We start from the raw sequence: 16,783 nt of genomic DNA on the forward strand, positions 1-16,783 counted from the left end.
ACCGTGATCCGCCGTCCCCTTCGACACGCGGTGGTCCGGGTCGCGTTCGCGGCGAGACGTCCGGCCGTGCCGCTGTTGTGCGGTCGTTACCACGAGTTCGCAACGGGCCCGTGTCGGGAGACGTCGGAGGGTCATGGCTACTTCAGCGTTTTCCCCCGTACGCCGAGGCGTCGGGGCGGTGTTCTCCCTGGGCCTGGCCGCCCTGCTGGCCACGGCCTGCACCTCCTCCGGCCAGTCCGCCGGCAGCGGCGCCGTCGCCGAGTTCGCACCCGGGGCCGAGGACCGCTCGGCCGCCCAGGCACAGGCTCCCGAAGGACGGACCGAGGAGGGGCAGGCCGCCGATGAGGGCGGCGGCTCACCCGTCGGCTCCGACGTGGAGGTCGGCGACCGGCAACTGGTCCACACCGCCGACCTGTCGGTCCGGGTCGAGGACGTGCCCGAGGCGGTCGAGCGCGCCAAGGACCTGACCCTGGACGCGGGCGGCTACATCGCCTCCGAGACGGTCTCCACCCCCCAGGGCGGCACCCCCTCGGGATCGCTGACGCTGCGCATCCCGAGCGAGGACTACGAGGGGGCCCTGGGCGGACTGGCGGAGCTGGGCGACCGGTCCAACCTGGAGCGCTCGGTGCAGGACGTCACCGAGGAGGTCGCGGACGTCGAGAGCCGCGTCGAGTCCTCCGAGGCGGCTCTGGAGACGTTGCGCGGCTACCTGGAGGAGGCCGAGGACGTCGACGAGCTCCTGCGGGTGGAGAGCGAGATCCAAAAACGCCAGTCGGAGCTGGAGGCGTTCCAGGCGCGTCTGAAGACGCTGCGCGACCAGACGGCGTACTCGACGGTGAACCTGACCCTGAGCCCTCCGGAGACCTATCTGGAGGAGCCCGCGGAGGAGTCCATCGGCTTCCTGGGCGGCCTGGAGCGCGGCTGGCGCGCACTGGTCACGTTCGGCCAGGGCGCCGCCGTGGTCGCGGGCTGGCTGCTGCCCTTCCTGGCGGTCGCCGCCGTGCTGGCCGCGGGGCCGCTGTGGTGGTACCGCTCACGCCGAGGGGGCCGCTCCGACGGCACTCCCGGGGAGGCCGCTTCCGGGGACGGGGCCCCTGAGGCCTCGGAGACCTCAGAAGCCTCGGAGGCCTCGGGTTCCGACGACCCCGGGCAGCCCTCCGACGGATCCGGGAACGAGCCCTCCGAGGAGGGCGGGCCCCCGAGGGAGGGCAAGGAGGACTAGGTGTACTGATCACGGAGGCGCCCGGTCCCGAGTGGGGACCGGGCGCCTCCGGCCGTCACGCCCGTGCCGGTCCGGTTCGGCACGCCGTGGAAGGGGATGGCGGAGACCGCCGTCTCAGGCGGTGGTCTCCTCCTGCACGAACTCGGTGAGCCGCTGGAGCACGTCCGGGTCGGTGCTGGGCAGCACACCGTGGCCCAGGTTGAAGATGTGCCCCTCGGCGGCCCGCCCCCGGGAGAGGATGTCGCGGGTGCGCTCGGCGACGACCTCCCACGGCGCGAACAGCGTCGCCGGATCCAGGTTGCCCTGGAGCGCGGTGCCCGGCTGGACACGCTGGGCCGCCTTGTCCAGCGGCACCCGCCAGTCCACGCCCACGACGTCGGCTCCGGCCTCGCCGAGCAGGCCGAGCAGTTCGCCGGTACCCACTCCGAAGTGGATGCGCGGCACCTCGTACTCGCCGAGCTGGCCGAAGATCCACGAGGTGTAGGGCAGTACCGAGGCGCGGTAGTCCTCGGCGCTCAGTGCGCCCACCCAGGAGTCGAAGAGCTGCACGGCGCTGGCGCCCGCCTGGATCTGGGTGCGCAGGAAGCCCAGCGTGATGGTGGCCAGGCGGCGCATCAGCTCGTCCCACAGCTCGGGCTCGCCGTACATGAGCGCCTTGGTGTGCTCGTGGTTCTTGGACGGCCCGCCCTCGATGAGGTAGGAGGCCAGCGTGAACGGGGCGCCCGCGAAGCCGATGAGGGGCTTGTCGCCCAGCTCGCCGACCAGCTGCCCCACCGCCTCGGTCACGTAGGGCAGGTCGTCGGGCTCGAGCTCGCGCAGCCGCTTGACGCCGGTCGCGTCCCGGATCGGGTCGGCGACCACGGGGCCGACCCCGGGCTTGATGTCCAGGTCGATGCCGATGGCCTTGAGCGGGACGACGATGTCACTGAAGTAGATCGCGGCGTCGACGCCGTAGCGGCGCACCGGCTGCATCGTGATCTCGGTGATCATGTCGGGGCGCGCACACGCCTCAAGCATGGGCACGTCGGCGCGGACCCGTCGGTACTCGGGCAGGGAGCGCCCGGCCTGGCGCATGTACCACACCGGCGTGTGGGACACGGGAAGGCGCCGGCAGGCGCGGAGGAATGGAGATTCTTGCAGCGTCACACCTCGATCGTGCCATGCCCTTCCCCGAGCTCTCACCCGGATCGCCGAACACGCCCCCTCCGGTGGCCGCCCCGAGGCGCCTTCGGGCGGCGAGGGAGCGCGAACCGGCGCCCTCCGACGACGGGCCGGTCCCAAGATCATCACAAAACCCCGACACGCCGGGCGAACTCCGCCTCGCGGCCCGTGACTCGTGCCACGGTCTCTTGCGTACCCACCCCCCTGCCTGTGGCGGGGAGGCGGAGCATGTCCAGACCACCCCCCGCCGAGACGTGATCACCACAGAATGAAGGCTGACGTTTCCACCATGCCCGATGTCGGTAGCGCCGAGAACGAACACGAGACGTTCCGGCGAGCGGTCGAGGCCCTGCGCTCACCCCTCCTGCGCCCCGAGATCACCGTCCGGGAGATCCCCGCCCCCCAGCGGCTGGCCCCCCACTCAGCCGCCGTTTCGGCCGAGGTGACCGTGAACGGCGAGGAGGTCGCCTGGGGACGGCTCATCGTGCTCTACGACCCCGAGGACACCCGTGACTGGCCGGGTCCCTTCCGTGTGGTCTGCCAGGTCAACTCCGAACTGGAGTCGGAGATCGCGACCGACCCGCTGCTGGGACCGGTCGCCTGGAGCTGGCTGACCGACGCCTTGGGCGCCAACGGCGCCACACACCACACGCTCAGCGGCACGGTCACCCGGGCCACCACCGAGGGATTCGGCACGAAGTCGGACCAGGGCGCCACCACCGAGGTCGAGATGCGGGCCTCGTGGACACCGGAGTCCGACGACCTGTCGGGGCACGTCAGCGCGTGGACGGCGCTGTTGGCCTCCGCCGCGGGGCTGCCTCCGCTGGACGTCACCGACATCGCCCGACAGCGTTCCCGGCCCTGAGCGGATCCGCCCCGCACAGGAACCCGAGCGGTCCGGATCCGCGTCCAGTGGCGACAGCGCATACCGTAGTGGTGTGGCGAACGCGTTGAACTCCAAGACAGAACCCCGCGAACCAGGCGACGACGACGCTGAGAGGGCGCCTCTGCTCCGGGAACCACGCGAGGGACTGCCCGAGGTCACCTCCGACGCCGACGCACTGGCCGGTGTGGTCGCGGCGCTCTCCGCCGGTACCGGTCCCGTGGCGGTGGACGCCGAACGGGCCTCCGGCTACCGGTACGGGCAGCGGGCCTACCTGGTACAGCTGCGCCGCGAGGGATCGGGGTCGGCACTGATCGACCCCATCGCCTGCCCGGACCTGAGCAAGCTGGAAGACACCGTGGGCGACGCCGAGGTGGTGCTGCACGCGGCACACCAGGACCTGCCCTGCCTGACCGAGGTCAACCTGCGTCCCCGGAGGCTGTTCGACACCGAGCTGGCCGGGCGGCTGCTGGGCTACCAGAGGGTCGGACTGGGCTTCATGGTGGAGCGGATACTGCACGTCCGGCTGGCCAAGGAGCACTCGGCCGTGGACTGGTCGCAGCGTCCGCTGCCGGAGGACTGGCTGCGGTACGCGGCGCTGGACGTGGAGATCCTCATCGAGCTGCGCAACGCCCTGGAGGCCGAGCTGGAGGAGGCCGGGAAGCTGGAGTGGGCCCGCGAGGAGTTCGCCTCGGTCCTGGCCGCCCCGCCCAAGGAGCCGCGCCCCGACCCCTGGCGGCGCACCTCGGGCATCCACCGTGTGCGCAACCAGCGCGCCCTGGCCGCCGTACGCGAGCTGTGGTACGAACGCGACCGCATCGCCCAGGAGCGGGACATCTCGCCCGGGCGGGTGCTGCCGGACGCGGCGATCGTGGAGGCGGCGACGACCATGCCGCGCACCACGGCGGAGCTGGCCGACATCCGGCAGTTCGGGATCAAGCTGGCACGGCGCTACCTGACCACGTGGATCAAGGCGGTCAACCGGGCCCGCGACATGCCGCAGACCGAACTGCCCCGGCCCAACGCCCCGGGCGACGGGCCCCCGCCGGTGAACCGGTGGGCGGACCGGGCCCCGGAGGCGGCGAGCCGGCTGGAGTCGGTCCGGGCCACGGTCACGGGGATCGCCGAGGACGTCGTGATGCCGACCGAGAACCTGTTGCTGCCGGACACGGTGCGCCGCCTGGCGTGGGCACCGCCGCAGACCGTGGACCCCGACACCGTGGGGGATTTCCTGCGCGAGCGCGGGGCCCGCGAGTGGCAGATCGCCCTGACCGCTCAGCCCCTGGCCACAGCTCTGGACGAAGCCGAAAAAGCGTAGCCTCTTACCCTCTTCTCACCTTGTCAACCCAAGGGTGACCGAAGTCACCGCCCCCCAAGGGGGGTTGGTGCCTGTTCCGTAGCCCCATGTCCGATTAAGTTATAGAAATGTGCCTTGGAGTACCGAGGCATCGTCCGACGGGAGTTACACCGCAGGCCACGAGCCGCGGTGCGCGAGCAGGGGAAAAGTGGTGAGTGTGCTGACGTTCTGGCGTGCGTTGCTGCGCGAGACCGGGCTGATGGGTTCCAGGATCCGTTCGGCTACTACCGTCGCGCCCACCCGCGAGGAACAGTCCGTGGAACAACCGGCCACCGTGCCCGTGCCGAGTCCGGCACCGGTGGGCGGCCCCTCCACCGAGCCGCTGTCCCTGCCGGAGGAACGGGAGGGGGCACCGGCCGCCGAGGCTTCGGCCACGAGGACGCGTGTGGCCGAGGCGGACCGCGCGCCCGCGCCCGTTCCCACCGCCGGGATGCGGGCCGCGTCCCTGGAGCGGACGCTGCGGTCCCTGGTGGAGCGGCTGGGCACCGAGCACCCGGACACGATCACCGCACGCAACAACCTGGCGACCAAGTACGCGCAGATGGGACGCCGCCAGGCGGCCGTGCAGCAGTTCGAGCTGGCGCTGGCCGAGGCGGTGGAGGTCTTCGGTGACGAGCACCCGCGCACCGAGATCATCCGCGAGAACCTGGCCTGGGCCTACGAGGACGCCGGCCGTCCTGCCGACGCCTCCGGGCAGTGGGAGATGCTGCTGCGCGAACGCGAGCGCCAGTTCGGCCCCGCGGACGAGGACACGGTGGAGGCGCGCATGCGCCTCGCGGTCTGCTACCGGCGCAGCGGACGCCTGGACGCGGCCGTGGTGCACTACGAGCGCGCCATCGAGGACGTGGCCTCGACCGAGCGCCGCGAGGAGCTGCGGCTGGGCCTGAGCGCCGCGCAGAGCATGTCCGGACGCTACGACGACGCGATCACCCAGCTCCGTATGGTGCTGGCCGGACGGCGCCGCCGGATGGGCAAGGGCCACCTGGACACCCTGACGGTGCACCACCGGCTGGGCCGCGCCTACACCCAGGCGGGCCGTCCCGACGAGGCGGTGGAGGTGCTGCGCGACGCCTACCGGGTGGCGCTGAACTCCTCCGGCGACCCGGACGTGCGGCGGCTGACCCTGCGGCTGCGCCGCGACCTGGCCGGCGCCTACAACGCCGCCGGCCGCCACCGCGAGGCCAAGGCCCTGCTGTAGGGCCGACCGGAGACCGGTCTCGGGGCCGGGGGTCGCGACCCCCGGCCCCGAGGTGTGTCAGGCGACGCCGACGGGCACGAAGGCGACCGACGGGGCCGTGGACCGGCTCCGATCCCCGTCCGGACCGAAGTTCCCACCCCTGCTGCTCGCACAAGTTGTTACTGACGAGTAGCATTAGCGGAACAGTCCACCACCCACTGGAGAAGGAGGGGTCATCGTGCCGCGAACTGCCCGCGATGTCGTGTTTGTCGACGGGGTCCGCACCCCGTTCGGCAAGTCTGGCAAGGGCCTCTACGCCGAGACGCGCGCAGACGACCTCGTCGTACGCGTGATCCGCGAACTGATGCGCCGCAACCCGGGCCTGCCCGCCGAGCGCGTCGACGAGGTCGCCATCGCCGCCACCACCCAGATCGGCGACCAGGGCCTGACGATCGGGCGCAGCGCCGCGATCCTCGCCGGACTGCCGACCAGCGTCCCCGGCTACGCCATCGACCGCATGTGCGCCGGTGCGCTCACGGCCGTCACCACCTCCGGCGCGGGCATCTCCTTCGGTGCCTACGACGTCGTCATCGCGGGCGGTGTCGAGCACATGGGCCGCCACCCCATGGGCGAGGGCGTCGACCCCAACCCGCGCTTCCTCTCCGAGAAGCTCGTGGACCCGTCCGCGCTGGTCATGGGCAACACCGCCGAGAACCTGCACGACCGGTTCCCGACCATCACCAAGGAGCGCGCCGACGCCTACGCGGTGCGCAGCCAGGAGAAGGTCGCCAAGGCCTACGCCGACGGCAAGATCCAGGACGACCTGGTCGAGGTCCTGGTCCGCTCCCTGGAGCAGGGCTACGGTCTGGCCACCCAGGACGAGCCGCCCCGGCCCGGCACCACCATGGAGTCGCTGGCCTCCCTGAAGACCCCGTTCCGCGCGCACGGCAACGTGACGCCCGGCAACGCCGCCGGCCTCAACGACGGCGCCACCGGCGCCATCCTGGCCGCCGAGGACGTGGCCGAGGAGCTGGGGCTGGACGCCAGGATGCGCCTGGTGGACTTCTCCTTCGCCGGTGTGGACCCCTCGGTCATGGGTGTGGGCCCGGTCCCGGCCACCGAGAAGCTGTTCGCCCGCCAGGGCATCTCGATGGACGAGATCGGCCTCATCGAGATCAACGAGGCCTTCGCCGTGCAGGTGCTGGCCTTCCTGGAGCACTTCGGCCTCGCCGACGACGACACCCGCGTCAACCCGTGGGGCGGCGCCATCGCCCTGGGCCACCCGCTGGCCTCCTCCGGCGTGCGCCTGATGATGCAGCTCGCGCGCCAGTTCGCCGAACGTCCCGACGTCCGCTACGGCCTGACCACCATGTGCGTCGGCATGGGCATGGGCGGAACCGTCCTGTGGGAGAACACCAACTACGAGGGGGGCAAGTGAGCACCGCGATCGAGCAGGCACGAGAGCTCTTCAGCGACGAGGTCGTCACCAGGGCGCTCTCCCGTGACATCGAGCTCCCCTACGGCGCGGGCACCGCGGTCCTGATCACACTGGACAACGGGCACGACCACACCAAGCCCAACACCTTCGGCCCCAGCGGTCTGCTGAGCCTGGACGCCGCGATCGAGGCCGCCAGGGCGCGCACCGACATCGTGGCCGTGGCCGTCACCGGCAAGCCGTTCATCTTCGCCGTGGGCGCGGACCTGACCGGTGTCCCCGCGATCCAGAACCGCGAGCAGGCGCACGCGATCGGCAAGCTGGGCCACGACGTGTTCCGCAAGCTCGGCGAGCTGGACGTGCCGACCTTCGCGCTGGTCAACGGCGCGGCCATGGGCGGCGGCGTGGAGGTGGCGCTGCACTGCACCTACCGCACCATCTCCTCGGGCGTGCCCGCGGTCGCGCTGCCCGAGGCCTTCCTGGGCCTGGTCCCCGGCTGGGGCGGCACCTACCTGCTGCCGAACCTGATCGGCGCCGAGAAGGCCCTCAAGGTCATCGTCGACAACCCGCTCGCCCAGAACAAGACGCTCAAGGGCAAGCAGGCCTTCGAGCTGGGCATCGCCGACGCGATGTTCGAGCCCGCCGACTTCGTGGAGGAGTCGCTGCGCTGGGCCGCCAGGGTCGTCAAGGGCGACGTCGTGGTCGAGCGCCCCGAGGTCGACAAGGGCGAGGCCTGGGACAACGCGGTCAACATGGCCCGCTTCACCGTCGAGGGCAAGCTGCACGGCGCCGCCCCCGCCCCGGTCCGCGCGGTCGAACTGGTCGCCGAGGCCAGGAACCGCACGCGTGACGAGGGCTTCGCCGCCGAGGACGACGCACTGGCCGACCTGATCATGAGCGACGAGCTCAAGGCGGGCCTGTACGCGTTCGACCTGGTGCAAAAGCGCGCCAAGCGCCCCGCGGGCGCCCCGGACAAGTCGCTGGCCCGCAAGATCACCAAGGTCGGCGTCGTCGGCGCCGGCCTGATGGCCGGCCAGCTGGCCCTGCTGTTCGCCCGCCGCCTGGACGTGCCGGTCGTCCTGACCGACCTGGACCAGGAGCGCCTGGACAAGGGCGTGGCCTACGTGCACGGCGAGGTCGACAAGCTCCTGGGCAAGGGCCGGATCAACGGCGACAAGGCCAACCACCTCAAGTCCCTGGTGAGCGGCTCGCTGACCAAGGACGCCTTCTCCGACGCCGACTTCGTCATCGAGGCCGTGTTCGAGAAGATGTCGGTCAAGAAGCAGGTGTTCGCCGAGGTGGAGGCCGTGGTCTCCCCCGAGGCGGTCCTGGCCACCAACACCTCCTCGCTGTCGATCACCGAGATGGCCTCCGAGCTGGAGCACCCCGAGCGGGTCGTGGGCTTCCACTTCTTCAACCCGGTCGCGGTCCTGCCGCTGCTGGAGATCGTCCGCGGTGAGCGGACCGACGACGCGACCCTGGCCACGGCCTTCGCCGCCTCCAAGAAGCTGAAGAAGACCGCGGTGCTGTGCAAGGACGCCCCGGCGTTCGTGGTCAACCGCCTGCTCACCCTGTTCATGGGCGAGGTCCTGAGCGCGGTCGGCGAGGGCACCGAGCCCGAGGTGGCCGACCGCGCGGTGGCGCCCCTGGGCCTGCCGATGTCGCCGCTGATGCTGTTGCAGCTCGTGGGCCCGGCGGTCGGCCTGCACGTCGCCGAGACCCTGCACGAGGCGTTCCCCGAGCGCTTCGCGGTCTCCGACGAACTGGCCGAGATCGTGAAGGCGGGCAAGACGGAGATCTTCGCCCCGGACTTCACGATCGACCCCGAGGTGAAGGAGATCCTCAGCGGCGGCGACAACCCGTCCGAGGAGAGCGAGATCCTGGACCGGGCGCTGCGCGCGCTGGCCCGGGAGATCCGGATCATGCTGGACGAGGGCGTGGTGGCCGAGGCCGCCGACATCGACCTGTGCCTGATCAGCGGTGCGGGCTGGCCCTTCCACACCGGCGGCATCACCCCGTACCTGGACAAGGTCGGGGTGTCCGAGGCCGTGAACGGCAAGCGGTTCCACGAGGGCGACCCGAAGGCCTTCTAGCCTTCCCCGAGCCCGCGGCGGGTCCGGTGTCCACGCGGACGCCGGGCCCGCCGTCTCGCGTCAGAAGTCCTGGGAGGACTCCCCCATGGCCGCACCCCGGCCGGAGGAGCGGACGCTCCGGACGTGGAACTGCCTGAACAGCCGGATCATCGGGCGGATCAGCAGCTCGACGCTGCCGAGGAGGAAGCACCACGTGCCCGCCGTGGTCCAGGCCTCGGAGAAGAACATGACGCTGCCGGCGATGAACCACAGGGCGATCAGGATGTCGTTGACGATGCTCGCGGTCTCGTAACGGCGCCGGATGACGAGCTCGTCGCCCCCCACGTGCAGGACCAGTGGCCTGTTCTGCTCTTCGGACATGTTCGGCCCTCTCTGCGGGGTCGTCGCGGCACCGTTTCCCCTGCCCGAAGTCGGCGAACACGAAAAGTCACCACATAACGGCTACTCGTGCATACTTGCCAGTAACCCTGTGTAGCGTCTGACTCGTGGCGATCTCCGCTGAACACCAGATCTACGCCGAGTTGTTCGCCGACGCCCCCGACACCGCCGTCGACTTCCTGCGCGGCCTCGGCGTGGACGTCCCCGACTACGACCGCAGCGAGGTCACCTCGTGCGACCTCGGCCACGTGGACCCCGTCGAACGCCGTTCGGACGTCGCGATCATGCTGCGCGGCCCGGGCCCCGCCGACTCCCCCGACAAGCTGATGGGGATCATCGTGGAAGGTCCAGCGCGACGAGAAGGAGCGCAAGCGCTTCACGTGGCCGGAGTACGTGGCCGCGCTGCGCTCCCGGCACGAGTGCCCGGTCGTCCTGCTGACCGTCTGCCCCGGACAAGCCGTGGCCGACTGGTACGCCGAACCGATCCGCCTCGGCCATCCCGGTTTCGTCCTACGGCCCCTGGTGGTGGGCCCGTCCGGGATCCCGGCCGTCACCGCCCCCGAGGAGGTCGGGCGGCGCCCATCCTTGGCTGTGCTGTCCGCCGCCGCGCACGGCGGTCAGGACATGGACGTGCTGAAGGCCCTGCACACCGGCCTCGACGCGATCGACCGGGAAAGGGCCACGAAGTACATTGGATTCACGTTGAACCTGCTGGCGAAGACCGTAGGACAGGCGGCTCTGGAGGAGCTGATGATGACGGACACCTACGAGTACAGCAGCGCCTGGACCGAGAGCCTCAAGGCCGAGGGAGAGGCCAGGGCCGTTCTCCGGGTCCTGAGCAAGCGTGGAATCGACGTACCCGAAAAGGCACGCAGGCGCATCAGCGGGTGCCGCGACCACGACCAGCTCGACGCCTGGCTCGACCGAAGCGTCACCATCACCCACATCGACCAGCTCTTCGACGAGTGATCTGAGCCCGGGGCGGGCCCGGCGTCCACGTGGACGCCGGGCCCGTTTCCGTGTGCCGGGCGGGAGGCGTCGCGGCACCCGCCGAGACCCCCGGCACACTCGGCGCGGGACAGGCAGGGGCGAGAGTCACACGCCCGCGCGCACCCGCCGCCCCTCCCCCGCCTCGCGCGCGGCCTCGGGGACCTCGTCGGCGTCGCCGCCCTCGGAGATGCCGATCCGGTCGTGCAGCCAGCGCAGCGGGCGCGGCAGCCACCAGTTGGCGCCGCCGAGCAGGCGCATCGTGGCGGGCACCATCACCGCGCGGACCAGGGTGGCGTCCACGAGCACCGCGATGGCCAGGCCGATCCCGATGATCTTCAGGAAGAGCAGGTCCGAGGTGCCCATCGCCAAGAGCACGACCATCAGCAGGATCGCCGCGCTCGTGATGATCTGTCCGGTGTGTTGGAGCCCCGCCGCCACCGAGCGGATGTTGTCCCCGGTGCGCAGGTACTCCTCGCGTACGCGGCTGAGCAGGAACAGCTCGTAGTCCATCGCCAGGCCGAACGCCACGATGGTGATCAGCACCAGGTAGGTGGGGTCGATGGTGCCCACGGCGTCGAAGCCGAGCAGCCCGGCGAATCCGCCCTCCTGGAACCCCCAGACCACCACTCCCAGGGAGGCGCCCAGGGACAGCGCGCCCATGAGGACGGCCTTGACTGGCAGGACCACCGAGCCGAAGGCGAGGAAGAGCAGGGCCAGGGTCGCCGCGGCGATGAAGCCCACGGTCATGGGCGCCGCGTCGACGATCGCCGCCACGTTGTCCTGCTGCATGGCGGCCACACCGCCGACCAGGCTCTCCCGCGCCCCCTCGGGGACCGGTTCGCCGCGCACGTCGCTCACCAGCCGGGCGACCTCCGGGGAGTCGGACGCGCCCTGGTAGGCGACCATGACGTGGGCGACGCCGTCGCCGGTGCGCTCGACGCGGGCGAGGGAGGCCCCGGGCAGGTCGCCCAGGCGTTCGGCGTACTCCTCCAGGGCCTCGTCCGCGGGGTCGCCGAGCACGGCGACGTCGAGCCTGCCCAGGCCGCCCGCGGGGAAGTCCTCGGCCAGGGCCTCGGTGGCGATCCGGGACCCGGCGTCGGAGGGGAGGTAGCGCTGGTCGGTGGAGCCGAGTTCGGTGGAGGACAGGCCGGAGCTGAAGACCAGCAGGACGCCGCCGACCGCGACCAGGGACACGGCGGGGCCGCGCATGACGGTGCGGGCCAGGCGCCACCAGAACCCCGCGTTCTCGTGCACGGTGCCGGTGACGGTGCGGCGGGGCAGCGGTAGCGGCAGCCTGAGGCGGTCGATCCGGTGGCCGACCACGGACATGAGCGCGGGCAGGAAGACCAGCGCGGCCAGCAGGTCGAACAGCACGACGGCGATACCGCCCCAGCCGATCGACTTGAGGATGGGCTGGGGGAAGAAGAGCAGGCCCGCGAAGGCGATGCCGACGGTGACGCCGGAGAAGGCCACGGTGCGCCCGGCGGTGTCGACGGTGCGGCCCACCGCGGCGGCCAGGCCCCGGCCCCGGCCCAGCTCCTCGCGGAAGCGGTTGACCATGAACAGTCCGTAGTCGATCGCCAGTCCCAGGCCCAGGATGGTGGAGACGTTGATCGCGAACACCGACACGTCGGTGACGTGGGTCAGGACGCGCAGGAGGGTCAGCGAGCCGAGGATGGCCAGGCCGCCCACGGCGAGCGGGACCATGCCCGCGACCAGGCCGCCGAAGATCAGGACCAACAGGACCAGCAGGATCGGCATGGTGATGATCTCGGCGCGGACCACGTCGCGCTCGGCGGCCTCCGACAGCTCGTGCTCGACGGCGATGGGGCCGCCCAGGTGGACCTCCAGGTTGCTGGAGGACAGGTGGTCGGCGACCTCCTCGTACTGCTGGAGGCGGTCGGCGTGGGTCTGGCCGCTGAGGGTCACGGGGATGTAGACGGCGTGCATGTCCTCGGACACGAGCATGCCGCGCTCGGTCTCGCTGAGCCCCTCTTCGAGGTAGGTGTCGAAGTCCGCGACGGTGTCCTCGGGCATGTCGTCGGCGACGCGCTGGACGGCCGCGGCGAAGGTGGGGTTGTCCACCTTCAGCTCGTCGCTGCGGTAGACGGCGACGACGTCGGCGCCGTCGTGTCCCAGCTCCTCCTCCAGGACGCGGGTGGCCCGCGCGGACTCGGAACCGGGATCCTCGAACCCGCTCTCGCTGACGTCGGAGAAGACCCCCGAACCCCAGACGCCGGCGAAGACGGCGAAGAGCGCGGTGGCGGCCAGGACCGCCCAGCGGAAGCGGTGGGTCCCCAGCCCGAGCCGCCCGAAAAGCCCCGTGTGTGTCGGCATACGCCGCCCCTCCAGGAAACGGACTTCATGTCCGTTAACGGTGTTTGCTAACGGCGTTCACTAAAGCGTGCAGGCGTTACGATGTCAAGATGTCCGACGAGGACCACGGCGCCCCGACCGGCGCCCGAGAGGGGACGTAGCGCAGCAGATGACGAAACCGCAGCTGGACCGGGGCGCCGGTAGACCGAGCCGCCGCGAGCGTGTGCGCGAGGCCACACTCGTGGAGATCAAGGAGATCGCCCGCCGCCACCTGGTCGAGCAGGGAGCCGCCGGGGTGTCCCTGCGCGCCATCGCCCGGGAGATGGGCATGACCGCGCCGGGGCTGTACCGCTACGTCTCGGGCATCGACTCGCTGCTGGTGCTCATCACCGCCGACATGTTCGGGGAACTGGCCGCCGCGGTGGCCGCCGCCGACGCGAGCGTGCCCTCCGAGGACACCGACCTGCGCATCCTCACCTCGCTGCGCGCCTTCCGGTCCTGGGCCGTCACGCACCGGGCCGAGTTCGCCACCATGTTCGGTCCGCGCGTGCGCCTGGCCCCCGGGACCGACGTCACACCGGCGCTGGAGGCCGGGCGGCGCTTCGGCGCGACCTTCTACACGCTCTTCGACCGGCTGCTGTCCGAGGAGCGCTTCCCGCTGCCCGACGGGGCCCGCATCACGCCCGAACTGGCCCGTGAGCTGCGCGCCTTCGCCGACACCTGCGGCTTCTCGGCTCCGCACATCCCGGTGGAGGCGGTCATGGTGCTCAGCACGTGCTGGGTGCGGCTGTACGGGGTGGTGTGCATGGAGGTGTTCGAGCACATGAACTTCGTGATGCGCGACATGGAACCACTCTTCGAGTCCGAGCTTCAGAACATACTGACAGGCCTCGGAGTGCGCTACCAGGCGCCGTGAGGTAGTGGTCCGGTGACCCTGTGCACGCCGGTTTAAGCCCCATACTGGAGGTCTGTGACTCTTGCCGGATTCGCCCTCCCCAGGCGGATGCGGCCAGCCCGGCATGCTGCGGCACGATAGCGAGGACGGACCCCGTGGAGAACCGACCCGGCGGCGAGCGGCCCGGTGGCGAGGCCCCCCGGCCACAACAGCCCGGCCCCGGAGACACCCGGCCCGAAGACGCCCGACCCGAAGGCGGCGGGCCCGCCGGCCCGGTGCACGACCAGCGCCCCCAGGAGCGCCCGCACGGCCTCCCCCCGGGGCCGGCGCAGTCCCCGCCCGGGAGGCCGGCTCCGGCCTGGGGACCGCCCCCGCCCTGGGACCAGCGCCGGGGACAGGCTCCGGCCACCGGGCCGGACCAGGCTCCCCCGCCGGGCCCGTACTGGCAGGCCGGCCGGTACGACCAGCACCGGGCACCCGGTTACGGGCCTCCCGGCCCCCGGTACGTCCCCGGCTCCCCGGCCTTTCCCCACCGTCCCGCCGGGTGGCCGCCGCCGGAACAGCCGTGGGGCCCGCCCCCGGCGGCACGGCGGCGCCGCCGGGGCCTGGGCGTCCTGGTCGGCTCGTCCGTGGCCGCCGTGATCGCCCTCCTCGCGCTGGCCGCGAGCATCCTCATGGTCGTCACCGCCCCCCGCGAGGAGCCCCGTCCGAGCGGCACCGACCTGTCCGCCCACTACGACGACCGCCTGGCCGCGCGGCCCAACACGGTGGAGGTCGACCTGGTCGACCACCCCCTCTACGGCACGGCCGTCCCCGAGGCCGTCGAGTGCGACACCCCCGAGCTGGACATGGGCTCGGACGAGTCCTGGGAGGAGTTCGCGACCGCCGCCGGGGCCTGTCTGGACACGCTCTGGACACCGGCGCTGGAGGGGATGGGCCTGTCCGTCGAGCCCCTGGAGTTCGCCGTCACCCAGGACTCCCCCGACGCCGACGGCGCGGAGGGCTACACGCTCGCCTACTACGAGAGCGACCTGGCCCGCATCACCGTCGTACTGCCCAACGTCCGCCAGATGGGCGCCCAGATCCCCGCGCGGCACCGCGAGGACGTCTGGCTCGCCCTGATGGGGCACGAGTACGGCCACCACGTGCAGCACGTCACCGGCATCCTCGCCATCTCGCACGACCTGCGCTGGAACGCTGGGAGCGAGGCGGACGCGCTGGACACGCTCCGCCGCACCGAGCTCCAGGCCGAGTGCATGGCCGGGGTGGGCCTGCGCGGGATCACCGGCGCCGACGAGGAGACTCTGGCGGCCGTCAACGCCAACTTCAACAGCGGCGGCGACCTCGACACGCACGGCAGCGCCGCCCACCGGGCGCTCTGGCTGGAGCAGGGCTGGTCGGAGCCGACCCTGGACGGCTGCAACACCTACGGCGCCGACCCGGACCAGGTCACCTGAGCACCCTGCGGTAGGCCTCCCAGCCGTGGAGCTTGACCCGCTCCCCCCGGTCCAGCTCCACGGCCTGTTCGGCCTCGGCGGTGTCGATGCGCAGCCAGTCCTCGTAGTCGCTGTGCGCGATCCCGCGCTCGTCCAGGACCGTCTCCAGCGGCACGAGGTCCGGGGCCGCCCCGCGCAGCGTCCCGGCGTCCTCCAGCAGGGAGCGCACGGTTCCGGCGGCATCGGACTTGTTGGTGCCGATCACCCCCGTGGCGCCCCGCTTGATCCATCCGGCGACGTAGTCCCCCCGGACCACGCGTCCGTCGGCGTCCAGGACCCGGCCCCCCTCCTGGGGGACGGTGCGCCCCTCGGGGTCGAAGGGCACCCCGGACAGGGGGACGCCCGCGTACCCCACCGAGCGCAGCACCATCCCGGCGGGCAGGTCGGTGGTCCGCCCGGTGCCCGCCAGGCGCCCGTCGGCGTCCAGGCGGGTCTCCTCCACGCGCACACCGGTCACGTGGTCCGCGCCGAGGACCTCCTGGGGACGGGTCCAAAAGTGCAGGCGCACGGTGCGGGGCCGCCCCTCGGGCCGACGCCGCGCGTGCTCACGCAGGAGCCTGAGGTTGGTGCGCGCGGCACGGGAGACCTCGCGCAGCTCGGGTGCTCCCGTGCCCACGGCGGTGGGGTCGATGTCGACCTGGTCGGCGCGCACGACCACGTCCGCTCCGGGCAGCGCGAGCAGGTCGCGCAGCTCGGGCGCGGTGAACTTGGCCTGGAGCGGGCCCCGCCGGGACAGCAGGTGCGCGGTGCGCACGCGGCTGGCGGCGAGCACCTCCAGGACCGGCTGCGGGATGTCGGTGTGGCGGAGCTCGTCGGCGGTCTTGGCCAGGATGCGGGCCACGTCCAGGGCGACGTTGCCCGCCCCGACCACGACGACCTCCTCGGCGTCGAGGACGAACCGCTCCAGCTCGGCGTCGGGGTGGCCGCAGTACCAGTTGACGAAGTCGGTGGCGGCGACACTGCCGGGCAGGTCCTCCCCCGGCACGCCCATACGGCGGTCCACGCTGGCCCCGGTGGCGTAGACGACGCCGTGGTGGGTGCGGGCCAGGTCGGCGCGGGTGAGGTCGGTGCCGAACTCGATTCCGCCGACGAAGCGCACGTCGGGGTGTTCCAGGACCCTGCGCAGCGCCCGGGCCACGCCCTTGATCTTGATGTGGTCGGGGGCGACGCCGTAGCGCACCAGCCCGTAGGGGGTGGGCAGGCGGTCCATGACGTCGACCCGGACGGGTACGCGCCGCTGCCGTGTGAGGGCGTCGGCGGCGTAGACACCGGCCGGGCCGGAACCGATCACGGCCACGCGGAGCGGTTCGGCTTCCTCGATGGGCTGCTGCTCAGGTTCGGGAGAGGTCATGCGCCCATTCTGGCAGCCCGGGGCGTTCC

General features: G+C 71.9%; 13 protein-coding genes. 9 read left to right on the forward strand and 4 right to left on the reverse strand.

Translation table 11 applies throughout. The annotated features are described in order from the left end of the window. The first annotated feature begins 133 nt into the window (after positions 1-133). Positions 134-1,222 carry a DUF4349 domain-containing protein gene (locus tag NOSIN_RS12145; protein WP_077690844.1) on the forward strand — a complete coding sequence of 363 codons (1,089 nt, stop codon included), beginning with the start codon at positions 134-136 and terminating at the stop codon, positions 1,220-1,222. Between the two features lie 114 nt (positions 1,223-1,336). On the opposite strand, the gene hemE is transcribed toward NOSIN_RS12145, so the two are convergent. Continuing rightward, positions 1,337-2,362, reverse strand: coding sequence for a uroporphyrinogen decarboxylase (hemE, locus tag NOSIN_RS12150; protein ID WP_077693554.1), 1,026 nt, complete (start codon positions 2,360-2,362; stop codon positions 1,337-1,339). A 310-nt stretch (positions 2,363-2,672) separates the two neighbouring features. Between hemE and NOSIN_RS12155 the strand changes: the two genes are divergently transcribed. The 5 genes from NOSIN_RS12155 (at position 2,673) to NOSIN_RS12175 (ending at position 9,328) form a co-directional block, all read left to right on the forward strand. Further along, positions 2,673-3,248, forward strand: a complete 576-nt coding sequence (locus tag NOSIN_RS12155; protein WP_077690845.1) for a DUF3000 domain-containing protein — start codon at positions 2,673-2,675, stop codon at positions 3,246-3,248. A 73-nt stretch (positions 3,249-3,321) separates the two neighbouring features. Beyond that, positions 3,322-4,584 (forward strand): ribonuclease D, encoded by a 1,263-nt coding sequence (locus tag NOSIN_RS12160; protein ID WP_236743357.1) that lies wholly within the window; start codon positions 3,322-3,324, stop codon positions 4,582-4,584. A 199-nt stretch (positions 4,585-4,783) separates the two neighbouring features. Next, positions 4,784-5,821 carry a tetratricopeptide repeat protein gene (locus NOSIN_RS12165; protein ID WP_077693555.1) on the forward strand — a complete coding sequence of 346 codons (1,038 nt, stop codon included), beginning with the start codon at positions 4,784-4,786 and terminating at the stop codon, positions 5,819-5,821. A gap of 217 nt (positions 5,822-6,038) precedes the next feature. Then, positions 6,039-7,238: a thiolase family protein gene (locus tag NOSIN_RS12170; RefSeq protein WP_077690847.1), complete on the forward strand. Its 1,200-nt coding sequence runs from the start codon at positions 6,039-6,041 to the stop codon at positions 7,236-7,238. Beyond that, positions 7,235-9,328 (forward strand): 3-hydroxyacyl-CoA dehydrogenase NAD-binding domain-containing protein, encoded by a 2,094-nt coding sequence (locus tag NOSIN_RS12175; RefSeq protein ID WP_077690848.1) that lies wholly within the window; start codon positions 7,235-7,237, stop codon positions 9,326-9,328. Before NOSIN_RS12170 ends, NOSIN_RS12175 begins: the two co-directional genes overlap by 4 nt. A gap of 60 nt (positions 9,329-9,388) precedes the next feature. On the opposite strand, the gene NOSIN_RS12180 is transcribed toward NOSIN_RS12175, so the two are convergent. Next, complete coding sequence (locus NOSIN_RS12180; protein WP_077690849.1) at positions 9,389-9,688, reverse strand: YrhK family protein; 300 nt, start codon at positions 9,686-9,688, stop codon at positions 9,389-9,391. Positions 9,689-10,099: 411 nt separating this feature from the next. Here NOSIN_RS12180 and NOSIN_RS12185 point away from each other — a divergent pair, with 411 nt between their 5' ends. Further along, complete coding sequence (locus NOSIN_RS12185; RefSeq protein ID WP_309232677.1) at positions 10,100-10,675, forward strand: hypothetical protein; 576 nt, start codon at positions 10,100-10,102, stop codon at positions 10,673-10,675. A 126-nt stretch (positions 10,676-10,801) separates the two neighbouring features. Here the strand turns inward: NOSIN_RS12185 and NOSIN_RS12190 are convergent, their stop codons facing one another. Beyond that, positions 10,802-13,033, reverse strand: coding sequence for an MMPL family transporter (locus NOSIN_RS12190; RefSeq protein WP_077690850.1), 2,232 nt, complete (start codon positions 13,031-13,033; stop codon positions 10,802-10,804). 148 nt (positions 13,034-13,181) lie between these two features. Between NOSIN_RS12190 and NOSIN_RS12195 the strand changes: the two genes are divergently transcribed. Together NOSIN_RS12195 and NOSIN_RS27200 are read left to right on the forward strand one after the other, a co-directional pair. Then, entirely contained in the window at positions 13,182-13,928 is a 747-nt protein-coding gene (locus NOSIN_RS12195; RefSeq protein ID WP_077690851.1) for a TetR/AcrR family transcriptional regulator, read from the forward strand. Positions 13,929-14,062: 134 nt separating this feature from the next. Next, positions 14,063-15,364 (forward strand): neutral zinc metallopeptidase, encoded by a 1,302-nt coding sequence (locus NOSIN_RS27200; protein WP_077690852.1) that lies wholly within the window; start codon positions 14,063-14,065, stop codon positions 15,362-15,364. Here NOSIN_RS27200 and NOSIN_RS12205 read toward each other — a convergent pair. Continuing rightward, complete coding sequence (locus NOSIN_RS12205) at positions 15,357-16,754, reverse strand: FAD-dependent oxidoreductase (protein WP_077690853.1); 1,398 nt, start codon at positions 16,752-16,754, stop codon at positions 15,357-15,359. The two genes, NOSIN_RS27200 and NOSIN_RS12205, sit on opposite strands and share 8 nt — an antisense overlap. Positions 16,755-16,783: the final 29 nt, after the last annotated feature.

It is taken from the genome of Nocardiopsis sinuspersici, from assembly GCF_001998325.1.
Classification (GTDB): Bacteria; Actinomycetota; Actinomycetes; order Streptosporangiales; family Streptosporangiaceae; genus Nocardiopsis; species Nocardiopsis sinuspersici.